Below are 20,404 nucleotides of genomic sequence, written 5' to 3'. Positions count from 1 at the left end.
TCTTTATAGAAAAACTCGGTACGGAGTTAATGGTATCAATTTTAATCGGGGAGACCAGATTTAAGGTGCATCTGGCCATTTAAAATAGACAATTCATCAAAAAGAAAAGTCTGTGTTTCGATACTTAAAAACTTCGTTGAGTTGCCAATTCTTTCATTAGCTTAACAAATATCTTATATTTTCTTTCGATGCGGTAGTTTGACTTTTCCACATTTTGGGTAAAAGTTTGTCAGAGAATGCGTTTGCTGCAGATTAGTGTTTGTAAGTTGTTGATTATCTTGATTTTGTAAATGTGGATAACTTTAAATTAGTAAATTTTACCACTATTTTACAAATGATTTAAGTTTAATTTTACTGTCATAAAAAAGCTACAAAGCTTGCTTTTTTATGAAAATTTTATTACCTTATTTTGCCCTAATTTGAAAAATAAATTTATGAAGAAACTATTCTATGGTCTCTTGCTTCTAGCGTCGCTACAGACGCAAGCGCAGGAAAACATTACCTTTCAAAAACCTTCTACTGAAATTTTGGCCTTAGCCGATTATGTGCGCCCCCCTCAGATAAAGATTTCAAGCGATAGAAATTGGATGTTATTTACATTCCGGCCTACGTATAAAAGCCTGGCAGACTTAGGCCAGGAAGAAATGAAACTGGCTGGATTGCGGATTAATCCGAAGACGAACATGGAAAGTTCGACAATCTTTTTCGATAAGATTGCCTTGAAAAAAATAGGACAAAATATGGAATTTTCCGACTTCACGGGGATGCCCGAAAAAGCGGCGATGGCCAATTTTGTGTTCTCTCCAGACAATAAGCGTTTGGCATTTAGCAATACAAATGAAAGCGGAACAGCTTTATTTGTCATTGATCTTGCAACGCGAAATGTCAAACAGTTGACAGCGTACAATTTGAACGGAACATTGACAGCACCATTTCAGTGGCTGAGAAATTCTTCCGGTTTAATAATAACAAGCCTGCCAAAGGATAGGGCCGCACTGTTGGATCCTTCAAAAGATTTGCCGACAGGACCTATTGTCTCAACAAGTGATGGGAAGGTGTCTCAATTGAGGACATACCAAGATCTGCTTAAAAATCCGCAGGATGAAGTGAATTTTGAAACATTGGTGCAATCCAACCTTGAACTTGTAGATCTGGACGGCAAGATTTCTTCCTTTAAAGATAAAGCCATTTATACGGGGATCAGTTTCTCTCCGGATGGTGAGTATGTGATGATCACGACGATTACAAAACCTTATTCCTACGTAGTTCCGGTCTCGTCTTTTCCACAGCAGGTTCGTATTTATGATCGATCGGGCAAGGAAATAGCGTTGGTGAATGAGGCAGCCTTGACAGAGGTAATGCCGAAAGGTTTTTCGTCGACACGATCGGGAAAACGTGCCTGGCATTGGCGGAGTGATCAGCCAGCTACGTTGGCTTATGTAGAAGCCTTGGATGGCGGGGATGCGAATAAACCTGCGGAGTTTCGTGATGCCTTATATACTTTATCTTACCCTTACAATGGTGCGGGAAAGCTTATTTTTAAAATCAAAGACCGTTACGCTGGTGTAACATGGGGGAATGATAAATATGCATTGATCAATTCGCAATGGTATGATACGAGAAACGCAAAAACTTTTGTGGTAAATCCTTCCTCGGGAGAACCTAAACTATTGCATGACCGGAACAGTCAGGACGTCTATAATGATCCGGGAGATGTGTATATGGAAAAAAATAGTTTAGGCACTTATTCGATGTATATAGATAAAGATAAAGTGCTGTTTGTAGGTAAGGGGTTTACTAAAAATGGTGAGTTTCCTTTTGTGGATGAGCTTGATCTGCATTCATTGAAGAAAAAACGCATCTACACTGCTCCAGCATCTGAACTGCAGGAACGTATCACCCAACTCGTGAACCCTAAAACTGGGGATTTGTTGATTTCGCTTCAGTCAGCATCGATTTATCCGAATTATTTCATGAAAAATATGAAATCGGGGAAACAGGTGACGCTCACCACGTTGGAAAACCCGTTTAAATCTTTGGAAAAAGTTCATAAAGAGATTTTAAAGTACAAACGCAAGGATGGGGTCGAACTTTCCGGAACATTATATTTACCTGCCGGTTATGATTTTACGAAGAAAGAGAAGTTGCCTCTGCTAATGTGGGCTTATCCAAGGGAATATAAGGACAAGAATACAGCCGGACAAAGTACGGCCAATCCGAAAGAGTTTACCTTCCCAAGTTATGGTTCTTTTATCTACTGGGTATCGAAGGGGTATGCTGTATTGGATAATGCGGCCTTCCCTATTGTTGGAGAGGGAACAAAAGAACCGAATGATACCTTTATTGAACAACTTGTGGCAAATGCCGAAGCTGCAATTGATGCGGTAGATCATTTGGGTTATATCGATCGGAAAAAAGTTGCTGTGGGTGGGCATTCCTATGGTGCTTTTATGACAGCACATCTGTTGTCCAATTCAAAATTGTTTGCCGCAGGAATTGCCCGTTCTGGAGCATACAATCGGACCTTAACACCATTTGGTTTTCAGAGTGAACAACGTAACTTTTGGGATGATCCAGCCTTGTATATGACCATGTCTCCATTTGTGAGTGCTGATCGGATGAAAACCCCACTTTTGTTGGTTCATGGCGGAGCCGATAATAATCCCGGAACATTCACCCTGCAGACAGAACGCTATTTCCAGGCCCTGAAAAACTTGGGAGCTCCCGTGCGTATGGTCATTTTACCACGTGAAGCACATGGATATGTCGCCAAAGAAAATATCTTCCATTTACTTTGGGAGCAGGATCAATTTTTGGAAAAATACCTTAAAAAATAAGGTGAAGATCGAAAAGAATATAAAAAGGTTGCCTTGTACGGCAACTTTTTTGTTGCTCAAGTTTCGCTTAAATGGATCGATGTACTCCACTTGATGTACGTTAATCTGATTTGGATACCCCGAAGTTAGGACTCAACTTTGGCAGGCTCCTGTTGCACAGCCGGCAAATGTGCTGAAGTACCAATGGATTATACATAATATTTTTTTAAGTTTGGGTAATTTACTGGAGGGAAAATCCAATTATGAGACCTGATATATTTAGAGAGAAATCGCCATTATCTTCCGATGACTGCTTTGTGGTCTTCGATCGGAGAAAATCTTCCTTTACGTTTCCTGTACATATTCACCCAGAATATGAGCTCAATTATGTTGAGGGGGCAGTGGGGGCACAACGTATCATTGGCAACTCGATAGAGTCTATTGGCGAGCGGGATCTGGTACTCATTGCAAGCCCCGAGCTTGAACACGCCTGGAAAGATGGCGATTGCCAATCGAATGATATTCATGAGATCACGATTCAGTTTCATCCTTCATTAATTGAACAGTATCTGGATAAAAAGCAGTTTGCAAGTATACAGCAGTTATTATCCAAAGCCTCGCGTGGTGTAGTTTTTGGGAAAGACACAGTAGATCGGGTATTACCGTTGTTACGCATATTGACTTTGGAAAGAGACGGATTCTATTCGGTTATGAAACTTTTGGTGTTGCTGTATGAATTGTCTAAGGGTGAAGATATCCGTGTACTATCTACGGCGACCAATACGGTATTGAGTAATAGCGAATTGATGATGGGACGACTACAAGAATATATCGTTACCCATGTAAATAGAGAATTGAGCCTTCCGATGGTTGCGGCAGTAATGAATATGAGCAAATCAACATTTTCCCGTTTTCTGAAATCGACTACAGGAATGAATTTTACAGATTATCTGCTGGATTTTAGGATCAATATGGCCGTGCGATTACTGAAAGAAGAGACCTTGATTGCCGATATTGTCGAACAATGTGGCTTTAACAGCGTTTCGTATTTCTACCGTGTATTTAAAAAGAAAAAAGACCTTACTCCGGTCGAGTATAGAAATAGCCTCCGCAAGCAACAGATGATTATCTAATTTTTTTCTTTTTTCCTTTCTCATTTCGCTTTTTTAGATAGACGAAAGATCTATATATGTCTATCTAAAAAAAGTCAACCATTCCGTGAATATGGTGGGGTTTAAACGCTATTTAGTTATTGATTACCCCTATTCCTCTTGCTAGATAATTCAATACAAGTGAGTTTAAAGTTCAATAAAATGGTCTTTATTTGTTTTTAATGTGTTGTTTTTTAGGTTTTTACGATGTTGTTCTGTTGCCTCATTTTTTTTCCTATTTTATTGTTATTTCTATTTTGCGCAATCGTTTGTGTTGACATTTTTGTGTTTTTTCCAGGAGAAATATGAATGAAAAGTACAATACAAATGAGTTGATCTTGCTATTTACGGCATCTCCTTTTCTCTAATTTCGTCAAACAAACCAATAGAAGAATACCAATTAAGTATAGACATATTATACAAACCATCTATTTATTGTAAACCTTAAATACACACAATATGAGAAAAACAGCTTTACTACTCTTACTTTCCACTTATGGGAGCTTAGCCTTTGCACAGCAATCCCAAAAGGTGAGGGGCAAAGTCCTCGATGCGGATAATAAGCCAGTGGCAGGAGCTACGGTCAATATCAAGGGGAGCGCCAGCGGAACGAAAACAGATGCCGATGGTTCTTTTACACTTGATGTTGCGAAAGGCAAAACCTTAAAAATTACCTACGTGGGGATGAAGGAGCAAGAGGTGCTTGTCAATGATGCATCAACCTATAGTATTGTACTTCAGTCGGGTACGGAATTAGATGAAGTTGTGGTGATCGGCTATGGTACGGTGAAAAAAAGTGATTTGACCGGTGCAGTGTCATCCGTGACGGGAAAGGATCTGCAATCGAATTTAGCTAAAAGTGCTGCCGGCGCTTTACAAGGGCGCGTTGCTGGGGTGAGTGTGTCAAATGCTGGCGGATCGCCAGGAGCAGGAATGAATATCAATATTCGTGGTATAGGTTCGATGGGCAGTACTAATCCTTTATATGTGATTGATGGTGTATTTGGCGATATCAATACGGTAGATCCAAACGATATCGCTTCATTGGAAGTATTAAAAGATGCATCAGCAGCAGCTATTTATGGTTCTCGTGCGGCTAATGGAGTGGTGATTATTACAACGAAGGGCGGGAAAAGGGCAAGTCCAGCCACGTTGAGTTTAAATGCTTATACTGGGGTGCAAAGTCTACCAAAAAAAATGAGCTTGATGGATGGACCGCAATGGAAAAAATTTGTGGACGAAAAGGGATATCTACCAGTACAAGCCAAAGACTTCAATGCGAATACCGACTGGCAAGATGAAGTGTTTCAAACAGCACCCGTGAATAAGATCAATCTGGATGTTGCTGGTGGTGGCGATCGATCGACCTATAGTGTTTCCGGAGGGTATCTGAATCAAAAAGGTATTTTGAAAACAACGGGTTATGAATCTTTCAATGTACGCAGCAAAAATACCTTTAACTTTTTCAATGATCATCTCCGTGTTGGAAATACTTTATTGATTAAATCGGGGGATCGCCAATATGCCAATTTGGTAATCACAGATATCCTGCGTCAAAATCCGTTATTACCGGTTTATGATGCCAATGTTGTCGGTGGATATTCAACCTATGCACCATGGATGAAAAATTTGGATAATCCCGTTGGTAATTTGAATCTCAATACCAACCATGTCTATCAGACAGATATCATGCTCAATGGATATGCGGAGGCAGATCTTTTTGTAAAAGGATTAAAATATAGATTGAATGTAGGGATTAATAGAACCACAGGAAGAAATTATAACAAATCGGATCGACGTCCCGATGGTACTGCCGTTTTGCAATCTTCGCTGAATGAAAGCGCTTTCTTCAATAATCAGTGGCTGATTGAAAATACCTTACATTACGACAATACTTTTGATAAGCATACAATTTCCTTATTGGCGGGTTACTCCTCTCAGGAAAACTCAAATAGAGGATTTGGTGCCAAGAGACTTGATATTCCAGCAGGCACGGATGCAATTGATGCAGCATCACCAGCAGAGCAATCAACTTCAGGAAGTCTGCAGGAAGCATCCATGATATCGCAATTTGGTCGTGTGATGTATACGTATGATAACCGTTATCTATTTACTGCAACGGTTCGTCGAGACGGATCTTCGAAGTTTGATAATGGACATCGCTATGGGGTTTTCCCATCGGTGGCGCTAGGCTGGAATATCATGAACGAAAGCTTTTTTGCAAAGGCGAAAAATTCAGTCAATGAATTCAAAATCCGGGCAACTTATGGTCGCTTGGGTAATCAGGAGATTGCCAATTATACGACACAAAATGTTACGAGATACGGTATTAACTATATCCAAGGTGGAGCGTGGTGGCAAGGAGCAATCCCTGGAACGAGCTGGGTTTCGCCATCTAATCTAACTTGGGAAGAGACCGAGACGAGTAACCTCGGTGTTGACCTGGCTTTTTTACAAAGTAAGCTAAGAATCAGTGCAGATTATTATGTTCGAAATACGAAAGATATCTTGTTGTCAATCAACCAACCACCTTCTGCAGGAAAATCGGGTTCACCAGTAATGAATGCGGGTACTATCAGTAACAAGGGTTTCGAGTTTTTAGCGAGCTATCGCGATGCAATTGGTGAGGTAAATTACAATATCGGTGTCAACGCTTCGGCCGTTAAAAATAGAATGAAAGCGATTACCGTAGGAAATAAGCAGGAGTTTGAGGGGTATAATCCACAGGGTGAAGGTGTAATCAGTTGGGCTAAAGTTGGTTATCCCATTGGCGGTTTTTGGCTGATCCAAACGGATGGATTGTTCCAGTCAGATGCTGAAGTACAAGCCTACAAATCGGGGAATGGTACTGTAATCCAACCTACTGCCAAAGCGGGGGACATTAAGTTCGTGGACTACAATGGCGATGGAAAGATCGATAACAACGATCGTCAATACATGGGCAGTCCTTATCCTTCATTAGCCTACGGTATCCGTGGTGGACTGGATTATAAAGGCGTTGATTTTGCGTTCTTCTTTGATGGTATGTACGGTAACAAAATATACAATTATACGCGTGCTAGAATAGAGAGCACAAGTGAGGTGCATAATTATTCTACCAGTCTTTTGAATTCGTGGACAGCAAGTAATACCAATACCGATATCCCGCGTTATACGCGTGAGGATCCCAATGGTAACGTACGTCGCGTCAGTGACCGCTGGTTGGAAAGCGGTGCGTTCTTCCGTTTAAAAACAATAGAATTGGGGTATACGCTACCTAATACTTGGTTGAATAAAGTAACCTTGAAAAATGCGCGTATTTATTTGGCTGCTGACAACCTGTTTACCGTAACAAAATATAAAGGTTATAGCCCTGATTTAGGTCCAAGCAATAACGATAATGGGGTCGGCCAGACAGGAGTAATGACGGCTGGTACAGATCATGGTCGGTATCCGCTGGCGCGAACTATTATGTTTGGTATACAGGCTAATTTCTAGTGGATTACAGGAAGTTTACAATTAAATTTAAAATGAAAAGGATGAAGATTTCAATTAAAAAATATACAGCAGCAGCAGCCGTTCTTCTTTTGATGGGAAGCTGCAGCAAAGATTTTCTCAATCGTACGAACCCAAACAAACCGGTGTCGGAGATTTTCTGGTCGAATGAAGCTGAAGTACAGGCGGCAATGGCAACCGTTTATTCACCTATCCGTGGGCAAATGGAAGGGTATTATGGCGCCTATACGGGATGGCAGACGATGAATCGTGCTGATGATGTTTGGTTCCTTGCAGGTGAAGAAAGATTTACATGGGAATATGCAACCTTTCTAAATACTCCGGGAACTGGAGGAAGTGATTTTGGAAGTTTATATAATGGCATTAATCGAGCCAATGTGCTTCTCTATAATATTGGGAAAGTTTCCATGGACGAAGCAAAGAGAAAGGAGCTGATTTCCGAGGCTACTTTTTTACGGGGTGTATATTACTTTTTGTTGGCGTCAAATTATGGCGATGTACCGTTATTGTTGGTTCCCGCAGATGTTGATCCCGAAAACAAACCATCGACAGCTGAAGCTGATATCTGGAAACAAGTGATCGCGGACTTCAAGGCTGCAAAAGAAAATTTACCTGTTACACGTCCAGCAGCAGAAGCGGGCCGAGTGACTAAAGGAGCAGCGATTGCCTTTTTAGGAAAGTCATTGGTGTATACTAAACAATACGGGGAAGCCGAAACAGAATTGAAGACGCTGTTAACTGCCCCTTATAACTATGATCTTGTCGAAAATTTCGAAGATAATTTTAAAGACAATACAAAGTTAAATAAAGAATCCGTTTGGGAATTGGTATATGATGGTAAATATGGTTCAGATGGTATTTGGGGGGCAGAGAATCCCAATAGTCGTCAAGGATTTATCATTCCCAATTTTGCGGGACCGGCAGGTACAGGGGCTTGGTTTAAGTTGGTGCCCGGAATTTCCGTTGTTCGCGATTTTATCGCAGAGGAGCGCCCAAGTGGATCAGATAGCCGTTTTGACAAACGGATGTATACCAGCTTCTACTGGAAATATTCGGACTATGAAACTGGTCTTACAGACGGCGCTTGGTTCGGCAATCTTTCTTTTGATAAGTTGTGGTCAGAGTCTATGGCTAAAATTTCAGCAAATCCAGGTCTTGTGTATCCGACGATAGACAATAAGCCTGGACGATTCTTGATCAAGAAATACACCAACTTCTTTAGAAATGTATCCGGAGCTAACAGTATGTACGACGCCGCAAATACAAACAATAACTTCCGTCTGCTACGTTTTGCAGAAGTACTACTTTTACATGCAGAGGCATGTGCTAAGAATGGTAACACTGCCGGGGCAGCTTCTAGTTTAAAACGCGTTCGCGATCGTGCAGGATTAGCCAATAAAACTTGGACCAACGCGGATGATTTGATGAAAGAGATTATTCACCAGAACGAACTTGAGTTTTTCTTTGAAGGTCATCGTTTCTTCGATTTAAAACGCTGGTATCCTTATGCTCAAATGAAGCAGATTTTTGTAGATAATAAAAAGCAAGGTGCCGCCGAGTTTCAACCAAAGCATTATTATCTGCCTTTGCCAGAGGGTGAAATTAATACCAACACCAAGATTCAGCAGCATCCGTTGTGGCGATAAAGAAGTATAGTCAAAATCTTAATCCGTATAAATTTACCGATCATTAAAATTGTAAAGTATTATGAAAAATTATCTGACATTATGTTTATTGTGTTGTATGGCTTTTGTTGCAAGTAGCTATTCTGTTCCTAAACTTATTGAAAATGAAAATAATACAAATAGCAAGGATTATGTAAAAACAAAGAAGCTTGTGTTTGCTAATACAGTTTCTATAAACCTTAATAATTCAACCGGTACGGCATTACCTAATTGTGGTGTTTATCTCAAACAAAATGGAAATATAGTGATGACTTTGTATTATCCTATTGCGCCTGGTGTTAACTTTTATACGAACATTCCAGCAGGAACTTACGAAGTTGAAGGGTTCTTTTTAGGATCGAATTCTGGCCAATATCTTTATGGATTGCCAATGAAGGGATCTAAATGTGGGGGGCCGGAGTCGAACTTCGGGAATTATCAACTTAATGATTATGACCAATTTTCCATCATATGTATACTTGCTAGTCAAGCTAATGGGTATCCTTTCTGTGCAAATCACTAAGAGCTTGGCATACACATAAAAATTTATTCTCGATTCCACAGTTGAGTGTTAGTTTTTTCCGGTAGGGGAGTAGATGCCTCTGCCGGAATACTTTTTAAAATTTCTTTTAAACAATAATATGTATGATTGCAGTACAACGGATGGGTAGATTTTTCACTACTTTGATTTTGCCATTTATATGCTTTGTTCTGTTGTTTTTTTCCTGTAAGAAAGATCGGGAAACAACGAATGAATTATCTTCCAAGTTGGCATTGACATCCAAAATCGATGCAGGAGAATTGTTGCTTGATGTCAATCAGCATACACTAGAGTATGTTTTCAACTTTGAGAAGGGAGCCGTAAATGTCCCCGTAAAGGATATCCTCAAGATAACTTCCGATCTGGCACATTGGCGTACAAAACTCTCCTTTAGCGACGGATCGGAGATGGAGGTACCTACCAAAGGTACTTCGCTCGATTTTATTGTTGAAAATATTAAACTGGATCCTTCGGGTTATAATCCACTGTCGGCCACGGTAAATGTATGGTTACCGACCTATGGTCGTGTGCGGGTGACCGTACGCGGTAAGCATGGCAAACTGGGTACTATTACGCATTTATGTAACGATGATACACCACGTCAAAACGTACCGATATTAGGCTTATATGCCGATTATGATAATGTGGTTGATCTTGCTTTTACTGACCGGGAAGGCAACGAGCGCGGTAGCACAACGATACATATTATCACACAAGCTCTAACAGTACAAGACTTTCCCCAATGGAAGATTGTCAAAGGGCAAACCGAGAAAATGGAGCCTGGGATCAATTTGGTGAGTTATCCGGGGCAGAGTGAACTAGATACTTCTTTACCTTATATGATTGATAACGAGGGGGAATTACGTTGGTTGTTGCTGTTGAAAAAATCGCCTGATTTACAGAAGTTTTCCGGATCGATAGGTCTTAAGCGGACCAAAAAAGGGACCTTTATTTCGGGTGACCAGTCTCAACAACGTGTCGTTGAAATTGATCTTTTTGGAAATCTGATCAATCAGTGGGATCTGGGGAAACTGGGGTATGGATTTCACCATGAGGTTAGTGAAGCAGCCAATGGTAATTTCTTGATCAATGTAACCAAAGTTGCGGCACGTTTAACTAATGGCGGCCCCCGTATTAACGACTTTATCATCGAATTGAACCCCCAAACAGGTGTCTTAGTCAATGAATGGGATCTTGCCAAGCAGCTGGATACGACGCGTTATGTCAAGCCCGATGGCATAACACCGCCAGCATTTTCGCAAAGCCCCAATAACTGGGCGCATAATAATTCAATCACAGAAATTGGCGAAGATTTATTAGCCACGGCGCGTTATCAGGGGATTTTCAGTTTTAACCATTCGGGAGTGACGCAATGGATTATATCGCCCCATAAAAATTGGGGAGCCAAATACCAGACCTTGTTGCTAAAGCCAATTGCCGAAGATGGTACAGTAATTACAGATCCAGCAGTGATCAATGGGAATGCTGCAGTTGCAGGTTTTGACTGGCCTTGGGGGCCACATACACCTGTCGCGTTGAGCAAGGATCGTATTTTAGTTTTCGACAATGGGTATAACCGGCAATGGAAATCAAATTTTGCTCCCGGGGTGAAAAGCTTTAGCCGGGTCGTGGAATATAAGGTTGACCTGACCAATAGAACGGTACAGCAAGTATGGTCTTATGGAAAAGATCGCGGCACGCAAGGCTTTTCACAGGCCATTTCGGGCGTGCAATATTTGGGGCAAACTGGACATGTTTTATTTTGTCCGGGTATGGGGGTAGCAACTTCTATTGGTTCAGGCGGACGTGTTGTAGAGATTGATCCGAAAACAAAAGAAGTGATATTTGATCTTGAGGTCGCTACTGGTAGCGGTACGGCATTCCATCGTGTGACCCGTATGCCGCTTTATCCCGAAAACTTGTAAAGTAACTATTTTTTTGAACTGAACTAAATTTATGGCCGAATCATTTGAACGTCAGCAAGCTTATATTATCGAATCACAACGCTTATTATTGGAGAGAACTAATGTTGAACTGTCTAATCCAGGAAAAATTGTTAAGCGTTATTTATATCCTGTTGTTACCAAAGAACATATCCCCTTGACCTGGCGTTATGATTTTAATCCCTTGACAAACCCGCTTTTTCTAGAGCGAATCACCTTCAATTCAACAATGAATGCGGGGGCACTCTATTGGCAAGGAAAGTATCTGTTGTTTGTTCGGGTTGAAGGGGCTGACCGGAAATCATTTTTTGCGATAGCAGAAAGCGAAAATGGGGTGGATAATTTTCGTTTTTGGGATCAGCCATTGGTACTTCCGGATTTGGATCAAGAGGAAACAAATGTATATGATATCCGGCTGACTGCTCATGAAGACGGTTGGGTGTATGGTATTTTTTGCAGTGAAAAACGCGATGCAGCAGCCGCTCCGGGGGATCTCTCCAGTGCCGTTGCTTCTGCAGGGATTATTCGATCAAAAAATTTGAAGCACTGGGAGCGTTTACCCAATCTGAAAGCGAGCAGTCAACAGCGAAATGTCGTATTGCACCCCGAATTTGTACAGGGGAAATATGCCCTCTATACACGGCCGCAGGATGACTTTATCCTAGCAAAACGTGGTGGCGGAATTGGATGGTCATTGATTGATGATATTAAAAATGCCGTTGTTGTTGAAGAACAAATTATCAACAAACGGTTTTATCATACGATTAAAGAGCTGAAAAATGGTGAGGGACCTGCGCCTTTAAAAACGGCGAAAGGCTGGCTACACCTTGCCCATGGTGTAAGGGGGACAGCAGCAGGGTTACGTTATGTGCTCTACCTTTATCTCACCAGTCTGGATGATCCAAGCCAATTGATCGCCGAGCCTGCGGGTTATCTGATGGCGCCGGAGGGAGAGGAACGGATCGGTGATGTTTCCAATGTGTTGTTTTCTAACGGTTGGATCATGGATGCCAATGGTATGGTTTATATCTACTACGCATCGAGTGATACACGAATGCATGTTGCGGTATCTTCGGTTGACCAGCTTTTGGATTATTGCCTAAATACAGCACCCGACGGCCTTCGCTCGGCAACCTCGGTTGACAATGTCCTCCAGCTTATTGGTCGCAATGCGCTATATACCATGGAATCTGGAATTTGTTCCTGAAATGATGTGAAACGGGCCTGATAATAGGATTTGAAAATTGAAAGCCGGTCTCCTATTCTAGATCGGATAGCCCACCTTGTTGTTAGTTATAAAGGCTTATTGTTAATTATAAAATCGATATTTAGGAGTGTACAAATGAAAAATCTGATCAAATTTTATGGGGTGATTGCTTTACTCTTGCTGTGTTTGACAGTGAAATCTCAGGCCGATCAACCGCTAAAGATAATTTCTTACAATATCTGGAATGGATTTGAGCATACGAAAGCAAGATCGGATAAATTTGTCCATTGGATGGAACGACAGCAACCGGATATTGTTGCGTTAGAAGAGCTGGTCGATTTTAAACAGGCCGATCTTCAACAGCTTGCCAAATCCTATGGACATCATTATAGCATTTTACTCAAAGAGAAGGGATATCCGGTAGGGATTACATCTCGCTATCCGATTACCCTGATCAAAGCCCAGGAGGATGAGTTTTGGCATGGCATGCTGCATGTTAAAATTAAAGATATTGACATTATAGTCACGCATCTCAGCCCTTTTTCCTGGAAGTATCGATTAAAAGAAGCACAGCAGATTGTGGATTATATCAAAAGTAATTCCTTGAATAACTGTATGATCATGGGGGATCTCAATGCTTATTCCCCATTGGATGCAGTTTGGCTGGAACACAAAGCACTACTGAGAAAGAATTTATCGAATTGGGATCAAGCACATCCAGAATATGGCAATATGCGTGGCCAGCATTTTGACTATAGTGTGCTGTCGACTTTTATTGCTGCAGGTTTTGATGATTGTATCGGACGTACTGTATTTCCGGAAAATAAGCGTGTCAGTTTTCCGACAGCAACACTATATGGCTGGAATTGGGGTGACAGCCGATTAGCTGAAGTGTCGGAAAGGCTTGATTATATCTTATTGTCGGAGCGATTGTCGCCTTTGGTTCAGCAGGCCGAAGTGCACAATGGTCCTGATCTCGAAGGAATATCAGATCATTACCCAGTTTCGGTCGTAATTGGCCAATTGGAGAAGTAGAAATATAATTGTAGATTGCGGTTGACCACGAGAAGAATATTCATGGAACTTTCCGTAATAGATATAGTGATCATTGTCTGTTATTTGCTGACGATGATTGTCATTGGCCTGATTCTTAAAAAGCGAGCTTCTAAGGATCTCGACTCTTATTTCTTGGGAGGGAAATCACTTCCTTACTATATGCTTGGTATTTCTGATGCATCGGGGATGTTCGATATTTCGGGCACAATGTGGATGGTTTATCTTGCCTTTGTCTATGGCCTAAAGAGTATGTGGATTCCTTGGTTATGGCCTGTCTTTAATCAGATTTTCCTGATGGTTTACCTTTCGGTATGGCTACGGCGTTCAAATGTCTTGACGGGAGCTGAATGGATCCGAACCCGTTTTGGGCATGGTAAAGGGGCGGATGGAGCTTACACCATCGTTATTTTATACGCCATTGTAGCGGTATTGGGTTTTCTATGTTATGGATTTATCGGAATCGGTAAATTTATGGAGGTATTCTTTCCCTGGGAACAGCTTTCTCGGTTCATCCCGTTGACTATTGACCCGATGTATGTTCCCCAGGTATATGGCATATTCTTTACAGCTATTACCACATTTTATGTCATGCTTGGCGGCATGCATAGTATCGTTTGGGCAGATATGGTGAAGTTTGGAATCATGATTGTATCAGGCATTGCAATCGCAGTGATTGCAATGCAGCAGGTAAGTCCTGAATTGTTGGCCGCCAATACACCCGAGGGATGGGACTCTCCCTTCTTTGGCTGGCATTTGGATATGGACTGGAGTAACGTACTCCCTTCTATTATGGACAGAATAGCCGATGATCAATACAACCTGTTTACCATATTTGTGATGATGATGCTTTTCAAAGGTATTTTCATGAGTATGGCTGGTCCGGCGGCCAACTATGATATGCAAAAGATTCTTGCTTGCAGGTCACCAAAAGAGGCCGCATTAATGAGTGGTTCAGTATCTGTTATATTGCTGATCCCGCGTTATCTGATGATCATGGGTTTTACGGTATTAGCGCTTGTGTTCTTTCGGGATGAGTTTACAGCGATGGGAAGCCATATGGATTTCGAGATCATCTTACCCAAAGCAATTAGTCGTTTTGGGAAGGTTGGATTGACAGGTTTATTATTGGCTGGACTGCTGGCTGCTTTTATGTCTTCTTTTGCTTCAACGATAAATGCGGCACAAGCGTATTTGGTCAATGATGTCTTGCTGAAATTTTTTTTATCGTTCGGCTTCGCCTAAAAAACAGATTCGTTTGAGTTATATTGTTTCTGTTTCTGTGGTTGTCTGTAGCACGATTATCGGATTATATGTCCAAAACATCAATTCGGTGCTGCAGTGGATCGTTTCGGCACTCTATGGTGGATATATTGCCGCGAATGTGCTTAAGTGGCATTGGTGGCGATTTAATGGAACCGGATTTTTTTGGGGAATGTTGACCGGTATATTCGGCGCAATTATTCTGCCTCAGTTTTTCCCACATACTTTGCCGCTTTATTATTTCCCCTTTTTGTTTGTCCTATCGTTATTAGGTTGCTTACTTGGAACTTGGTTATCTAAGCCAACTGAGGAATCTGTGTTGGTTGATTTTTATGTTCGTGTTCGCCCATGGGGATTTTGGGAGCCAATTCACCAAAAAGCATTGCAGAAATACCCTGATCTTAAAAGAAACGATCACTTTAAGCGTGATTTATTTAATGTTGGGGTGGGGATTGTATGGCAATGTTGTTTGACATTGATCCCGATGTATATTGTTATTCAACAGGGACAGGGCTTATTGACCAGTGTATTGATATTAGGTATTACCACACTGATTCTTAAAAAGAACTGGTATGATAAGATGTGCCGCGATGAGGCCGAATACGATGCTTTTATGACAAAATACGGTATGAATAAAGCGGATTGATAAGTAATTAAGTTCCTAAAATAAGGCTGAAAGAAGCGAAGAATCATGTAATCGGACGGCCTGTTGTTTGATTAAAAAATCGTTCACTCGTACCGTACCGATTACATTGATAATGCGTTTTTAATTTAGTTGCTCGCTTTAACCGTAAATGGAACGACATACTGTCCCCACTCCAAAGAAATAGTTCCTTGTGGAGTCGCATTGATCTTAAACTGTTCCTGTGAATTGCTTGCTGTGGCATTGCTAACAGAAACACGTAGGGCATCTTCGTTGGCATCATATTTTGTTCCCCACTGATTCCACACTTTATTAAACATAATTGTTGTTTCGTGTTCCCCAGGGATACTGTAAAGACCATATTTTCCAGCGGCTAATTTCTTGCCTTCAACCAATACATCTTTATTAAATTCGATGGTGGTCGCTTCATTCGCTCCAGTACGCCATACAATGCCGATAGGGGCGATATCAACACCAAGCTGACGGCCTTTCAAAGAAGGGCGGCTATAGTTAATGTCGATCGTGACACCGTCGGTGGTGGTTACTTTGGTGTTGTCTGGAGGACTCGGGCGTTTACTTTTGTCGGTCTGAGCAAAGGTAAGTTGACCTATTAAGGTCAGGATTGTTAAAATTAGTACTCTCATTTTGCGTATATTATTGATTAAACAATTAAATATAAGATTTTTAAATTATGGAATTGTTAGTTTTTTTTGAAGACTTTGGGTGAGGTATTTTGGTTATATAAACGAGAAAAGCCAGGATATGAATCACTGGCTTTTTCCGTTTATACCTATTATTTAAACAAGATATTCAAATAGTGTCTGGTCTTTGTTGATTTCAATGACATCAAACTTATATTCTTTCATGCGTTCAATCAATGTTTCGTAATCTTCAGGCTTGTTGAGCTCTATGCCGACTAGGGCTGGACCTCTTTCGCGTTCTGTTTTTTTGATAAACTCAAAACGGGTAATATCATCCTTAGGTCCCAATACTTCAGAAACGAAGAGTTTTAATGCACCTGGTCGTTGTGGAAAACGAACGATAAAATAATGTTTGTATCCTTCGTAAAGCAGAGACAATTCTTTGATTTCACTCATGCGGTCGATATCGTTGTTTCCACCGGATATGATACAGACGACTTTCTTGCCTTTAATTTCATCCTTGTGAAATTCAAGAGCAGCTACCGATAAAGCACCCGCGGGCTCAACGACAATTGCATCCTTATTATACAGCTCTAGGATACAGGTACAGATCTTTCCTTCAGGAATAGAGCGTGTATCATCCAACAATTGTTTGGCAATTTCAAATGTCGTTGCACCGATCTTTTTAACGGCGGCCCCATCAACAAATTTGTTGATATGCTCGAGCTCGATCGGTGCGCCATGTGTCAAAGCCGCTTGCATAGAAGGAGCTCCTTCGGGTTCAACACCATAACATTTGATCGCTTTGTTTTTACTCTTCAGGTAATAGCTTGCTCCCGCGGCAAGTCCACCGCCACCAATTGGGATAAATATGGCATCCATATCGGGAAGATCTTGTAGAGCTTCAACGGCCACAGTACCCTGTCCTTCCACAACTTTGAGATCATCAAATGGCGGGATGAAAGTCATACCATGTTCTTCTGTATAAGCCAGCGCCGCTTTTTGACAGTCATCAAAAGTGTCTCCGGTCAAGATAATCTCTACATTACCGTTACCCCACATTTCCGTTTGTGAGATCTTTTGGCGTGGTGTCGGACCCGGCATAAATATCACGCCTTTGATGTCGAGTTTATTGCAGGAGAAAGCAACGCCTTGGGCGTGGTTACCTGCACTCGCACATACAACGCCGCGTTGTCGCTCTTCCGCTGTTAAGGAGATAATTTTATTGTAGGCACCGCGTAATTTATAGGAACGTACGACTTGTAAATCTTCCCGTTTGAGATAGACTTCGGCACCGTATTTTTCGGACAGATGCCGATTATATTGAAGCGGTGTTCTGTTGACCACAGACTTGATGCGGTCAAGTGTAGCTTCTGAATTGATGTTTAAGGTTGATAGATTCATTGTTAGATGATTGCCTAGTTAAGGTAGCAAATAAAACGCAGATATTCGCTGTTATATGAGAGATTCTACCTATACAGTGTTTAAATTGAGTTGATTTTGAATGGAGGACCGTCTGAACACATGCTAAAATAATAATCAGCTATGCGTCATGTGTATCCTTTTAAAAAATGTACTTATGATAAAAAAAGGCTGCATCTGCAGCCTTTTTTTATATTTTTTCCTGGATGAGGCTTTTTAGGTCATCATCACAAATATTTTTCTTTTCGTCGGCTAAAACCAGGAAACGTTGGTAGCAATCTGCTAAATCATCTTTTTCAAGATGGAAGCCTAAACGCTCCAAATGGTGTTTAAGGGCATGTCTTCCTGAGCGTGCAGTTAAGATAATATCAGCTTCAATCAAACCAACATCTTCTGGTCTGATGATCTCATAGTTTTCGCGGTGTTTTAGGAAACCATCTTGGTGAATACCTGAGCTATGCGCGAAGGCATTACGGCCAACGATCGCTTTATTCGGTTGGACAGGCATGTTCATCATTTCACTTACCTTGCGCGATAAGTACGTAAACATGCGGCTATCGATGTTTGATGTTAAGCTTCCAAACGACTGGTTGTGCACTTTAAGGATCATGGCTACTTCTTCAAGAGACGTGTTTCCGGCACGTTCACCGATACCGTTGATCGTACATTCTACCTGGCGGGCTCCATTTTGAATGGCAGCGATAGAATTTGCTGTTGCAAGTCCTAGGTCATTGTGACAATGTGCGGAAATAATTGCCTGATCGATATTGCGTACATTCTCCTTTAGGTAGTTGATTTTTGAACCATATTGGTCTGGTAAACAATAACCGTTTGTATCAGGTATGTTGACCACCGTAGCACCAGCCGCAATCACCGACTCAACCATTTTAGCTAGAAATTCCAAGTCTGCGCGACCAGCATCTTCTGCATAAAACTCGACATCTTCCACATAGGATTTGGCATGTTTTACAGCCGCAACAGCACGTTCTAAAATTTCTTCTCTTGTGCTGTTGAATTTATATTTGATATGCATGTCCGAAGAACCAATACCGGTATGGATACGTGGGCGTTTGGCATATTTTAATGCCTCGGCAGCTACGTCAATATCGTTTTGATTGGCACGGGTCAATGCACATATAATAACATCGTTCACCGCTTTAGATAATTCTATCACCGATTGAAAATCACCAGGGCTAGACACTGGGAAACCGGCTTCGATAATATCTACCCCTAGTTTTTCCAAGTCTTTAGCAATCTCAATTTTCTCTGGAGTAGTTAATTGGCAGCCTGGTACCTGTTCGCCATCACGTAAGGTGGTGTCGAAAATGTAAAGATGATTAGGATCGTGTAACATAATTTCTTAATTCAAAAGATTTACAAATTAAAAAGGGTATACTATTTAATAAACTCCAATACTTTTTCACCCATTTCCTGAGTACCTAAGATTTTTGAAGATTCAGTGCTGTTGTTGGCAATATCACCGGTTCTCCAACCAGCTTTTAATGTTTCAGCAACAGCATTGGTAACAGCTTTAGCTTCGTCCTGTAGACCAAAGCTAATATCAAGCATCAAGGCTGCGGATAAAATTGAAGCAAGTGGATTTGCTTTATTTTGACCAGCGATATCGTGTGCTGAGCCGTGGATAGGTTCGAAGAAGCCTGTGCCATCACCTACGGAAGCAGAAGCCAACATACCCATCGAGCCCGCGATCTGTGACGCTTCGTCTGTCAAGATATCACCAAAAAGATTTGCCGTCAATACCACATCGAATTTCTTCGGATTTTTAACCAATTGCATGGCTGCATTATCGATAAACATGTGCTCAGTTTCAACATCCGGATATTCTTTTGCGATTTCCTGTACCACTTCTCTCCATAGGCGGGATGTTTCCAATACATTGGCTTTATCAACAGAGCATAATCTTTTGTTACGTGTGCGTGCTGCATCATAAGCTTTACGTGCGATACGTTCAACCTCGTAACGGTGGTAGTTCATCAGATCTGACGCAAAGGTGTTGTCCTCATTACGGTTTTTTTCACCAAAATACACATCACCTGTCAATTCACGGAAGAAAAGGATATCTGTACCTTTAAGAATTTCAGGTTTTAAACTCGAAGCATCCAATAACTCGTCGAATAAAAGGATTGGACGAAGATTTGCATAAAGACCTAGTTCTTTACGGATTTTCAACAAGCCTTGTTCAGGTCTTACTTTAGCAGAAGGATCATTATCATACTTGATATGGCCAATGGCGCCGAAAAGGATCGCATCAGAAGCTTTTGCTTTCGCTAATGTTTCATCAGGAAGAGGGTTGCCCGTAGCTTCAATTGCAGTATGACCCATGATAGCTTCATCAAAGCTGAATTCATGACCATAATTTTCACCGATTTTTTCTAAAACTTTTTTACCCCAAGTTGTTACTTCTTGGCCGATGCCATCTCCAGGTATGATTAAAATATTTTTCTTCATTGTATTTTTAGTATTGAGCTATCAGCGATATGTATATTGAAACTTTGGAAGATAGGCCTAAGCCCTATTGTATTGTCTTTATTTTTGACTTTTGAT

General features: G+C 41.2%; 14 protein-coding genes. 10 read left to right on the top strand and 4 right to left on the bottom strand.

Features of this window, described 5'->3' with window-relative positions; translation table 11 throughout:
- Window positions 1–434 precede the first annotated feature (434 nt).
- The 10 genes from BV902_RS26020 (at window position 435) to BV902_RS28305 (ending at window position 15,779) form a co-directional block, all read left to right on the top strand.
- Window positions 435–2,837 (top strand): S9 family peptidase, encoded by a 2,403-nt coding sequence (locus BV902_RS26020; protein ID WP_075994381.1) that lies wholly within the window; start codon window positions 435–437, stop codon window positions 2,835–2,837.
- A 242-nt stretch (window positions 2,838–3,079) separates the two neighbouring features.
- The gene (locus BV902_RS26015; protein WP_075994380.1) at window positions 3,080–3,949 is read left to right on the top strand and encodes an AraC family transcriptional regulator; all 870 of its coding nucleotides are present in this window, start codon (window positions 3,080–3,082) and stop codon (window positions 3,947–3,949) included.
- A 477-nt stretch (window positions 3,950–4,426) separates the two neighbouring features.
- Entirely contained in the window at window positions 4,427–7,444 is a 3,018-nt protein-coding gene (locus BV902_RS26010; protein WP_075994379.1) for a SusC/RagA family TonB-linked outer membrane protein, read from the top strand.
- A gap of 41 nt (window positions 7,445–7,485) precedes the next feature.
- Window positions 7,486–9,108 carry a RagB/SusD family nutrient uptake outer membrane protein gene (locus BV902_RS26005; protein WP_075994378.1) on the top strand — a complete coding sequence of 541 codons (1,623 nt, stop codon included), beginning with the start codon at window positions 7,486–7,488 and terminating at the stop codon, window positions 9,106–9,108.
- A gap of 61 nt (window positions 9,109–9,169) precedes the next feature.
- Window positions 9,170–9,649 carry a hypothetical protein gene (locus tag BV902_RS26000; RefSeq protein WP_157626243.1) on the top strand — a complete coding sequence of 160 codons (480 nt, stop codon included), beginning with the start codon at window positions 9,170–9,172 and terminating at the stop codon, window positions 9,647–9,649.
- Between the two features lie 122 nt (window positions 9,650–9,771).
- Window positions 9,772–11,592, top strand: coding sequence for an aryl-sulfate sulfotransferase (locus tag BV902_RS25995; protein WP_172840741.1), 1,821 nt, complete (start codon window positions 9,772–9,774; stop codon window positions 11,590–11,592).
- Window positions 11,593–11,623: 31 nt separating this feature from the next.
- Window positions 11,624–12,817 (top strand): glycoside hydrolase family 130 protein, encoded by a 1,194-nt coding sequence (locus BV902_RS25990; RefSeq protein WP_075994376.1) that lies wholly within the window; start codon window positions 11,624–11,626, stop codon window positions 12,815–12,817.
- A gap of 135 nt (window positions 12,818–12,952) precedes the next feature.
- Window positions 12,953–13,852, top strand: coding sequence for an endonuclease/exonuclease/phosphatase family protein (locus tag BV902_RS25985; RefSeq protein ID WP_075994375.1), 900 nt, complete (start codon window positions 12,953–12,955; stop codon window positions 13,850–13,852).
- Window positions 13,853–13,894: 42 nt separating this feature from the next.
- Window positions 13,895–15,115 carry a sodium:solute symporter family transporter gene (locus BV902_RS28310; protein ID WP_237241859.1) on the top strand — a complete coding sequence of 407 codons (1,221 nt, stop codon included), beginning with the start codon at window positions 13,895–13,897 and terminating at the stop codon, window positions 15,113–15,115.
- Between the two features lie 13 nt (window positions 15,116–15,128).
- Entirely contained in the window at window positions 15,129–15,779 is a 651-nt protein-coding gene (locus BV902_RS28305) for a hypothetical protein (RefSeq protein ID WP_237241858.1), read from the top strand.
- A 125-nt stretch (window positions 15,780–15,904) separates the two neighbouring features.
- On the opposite strand, the gene BV902_RS25975 is transcribed toward BV902_RS28305, so the two are convergent.
- The 4 genes from BV902_RS25975 to leuB all read right to left on the bottom strand — a co-directional run bounded on the left by BV902_RS25975 (window position 15,905) and on the right by leuB (window position 20,308).
- The gene (locus BV902_RS25975; protein WP_075994374.1) at window positions 15,905–16,420 is read right to left on the bottom strand and encodes a DUF2911 domain-containing protein; all 516 of its coding nucleotides are present in this window, start codon (window positions 16,418–16,420) and stop codon (window positions 15,905–15,907) included.
- Window positions 16,421–16,573: 153 nt separating this feature from the next.
- On the bottom strand, window positions 16,574–17,821 hold the full coding sequence (gene ilvA, locus BV902_RS25970; protein ID WP_075994373.1) for a threonine ammonia-lyase IlvA: 1,248 nt from the start codon (window positions 17,819–17,821) through the stop codon (window positions 16,574–16,576).
- Window positions 17,822–18,029: 208 nt separating this feature from the next.
- Window positions 18,030–19,193, bottom strand: coding sequence for a 2-isopropylmalate synthase (locus tag BV902_RS25965; protein WP_075994372.1), 1,164 nt, complete (start codon window positions 19,191–19,193; stop codon window positions 18,030–18,032).
- A gap of 41 nt (window positions 19,194–19,234) precedes the next feature.
- A complete protein-coding gene (leuB, locus tag BV902_RS25960; protein ID WP_075994371.1) occupies window positions 19,235–20,308 on the bottom strand; it encodes a 3-isopropylmalate dehydrogenase in 1,074 nt (357 codons plus the stop codon).
- Window positions 20,309–20,404 lie beyond the last annotated feature (96 nt).

Origin of the sequence: Sphingobacterium sp. B29 (assembly GCF_001952815.1) — a bacterium.
Lineage (GTDB): Bacteria > Bacteroidota > Bacteroidia > Sphingobacteriales > Sphingobacteriaceae > Sphingobacterium > Sphingobacterium siyangense.
The sequence above is the reverse complement of the archived record's forward strand: the minus strand, read 5'-3'. Positions and strand labels throughout refer to the sequence as shown.

What these genes read in the sequence shown, in the direction of transcription:
- BV902_RS26015 (WP_075994380.1), top strand. Translation starts at nt 3,080, where the DNA reads ATGAGACCTGATATATTTAGAGAGAAATCGCCATTATCTTCCGATGAC.
- leuB (WP_075994371.1), bottom strand. Translation starts at nt 20,308, where the DNA reads ATGAAGAAAAATATTTTAATCATACCTGGAGATGGCATCGGCCAAGAA.
- BV902_RS25985 (WP_075994375.1), top strand. Translation starts at nt 12,953, where the DNA reads ATGAAAAATCTGATCAAATTTTATGGGGTGATTGCTTTACTCTTGCTG.
- BV902_RS26000 (WP_157626243.1), top strand. Translation starts at nt 9,170, where the DNA reads ATGAAAAATTATCTGACATTATGTTTATTGTGTTGTATGGCTTTTGTT.
- BV902_RS25990 (WP_075994376.1), top strand. Translation starts at nt 11,624, where the DNA reads ATGGCCGAATCATTTGAACGTCAGCAAGCTTATATTATCGAATCACAA.
- BV902_RS26020 (WP_075994381.1), top strand. Translation starts at nt 435, where the DNA reads ATGAAGAAACTATTCTATGGTCTCTTGCTTCTAGCGTCGCTACAGACG.
- BV902_RS25975 (WP_075994374.1), bottom strand. Translation starts at nt 16,420, where the DNA reads ATGAGAGTACTAATTTTAACAATCCTGACCTTAATAGGTCAACTTACC.
- BV902_RS25965 (WP_075994372.1), bottom strand. Translation starts at nt 19,193, where the DNA reads ATGTTACACGATCCTAATCATCTTTACATTTTCGACACCACCTTACGT.
- BV902_RS26005 (WP_075994378.1), top strand. Translation starts at nt 7,486, where the DNA reads ATGAAGATTTCAATTAAAAAATATACAGCAGCAGCAGCCGTTCTTCTT.
- BV902_RS26010 (WP_075994379.1), top strand. Translation starts at nt 4,427, where the DNA reads ATGAGAAAAACAGCTTTACTACTCTTACTTTCCACTTATGGGAGCTTA.
- BV902_RS25995 (WP_172840741.1), top strand. Translation starts at nt 9,772, where the DNA reads ATGATTGCAGTACAACGGATGGGTAGATTTTTCACTACTTTGATTTTG.
- BV902_RS28310 (WP_237241859.1), top strand. Translation starts at nt 13,895, where the DNA reads ATGGAACTTTCCGTAATAGATATAGTGATCATTGTCTGTTATTTGCTG.
- ilvA (WP_075994373.1), bottom strand. Translation starts at nt 17,821, where the DNA reads ATGAATCTATCAACCTTAAACATCAATTCAGAAGCTACACTTGACCGC.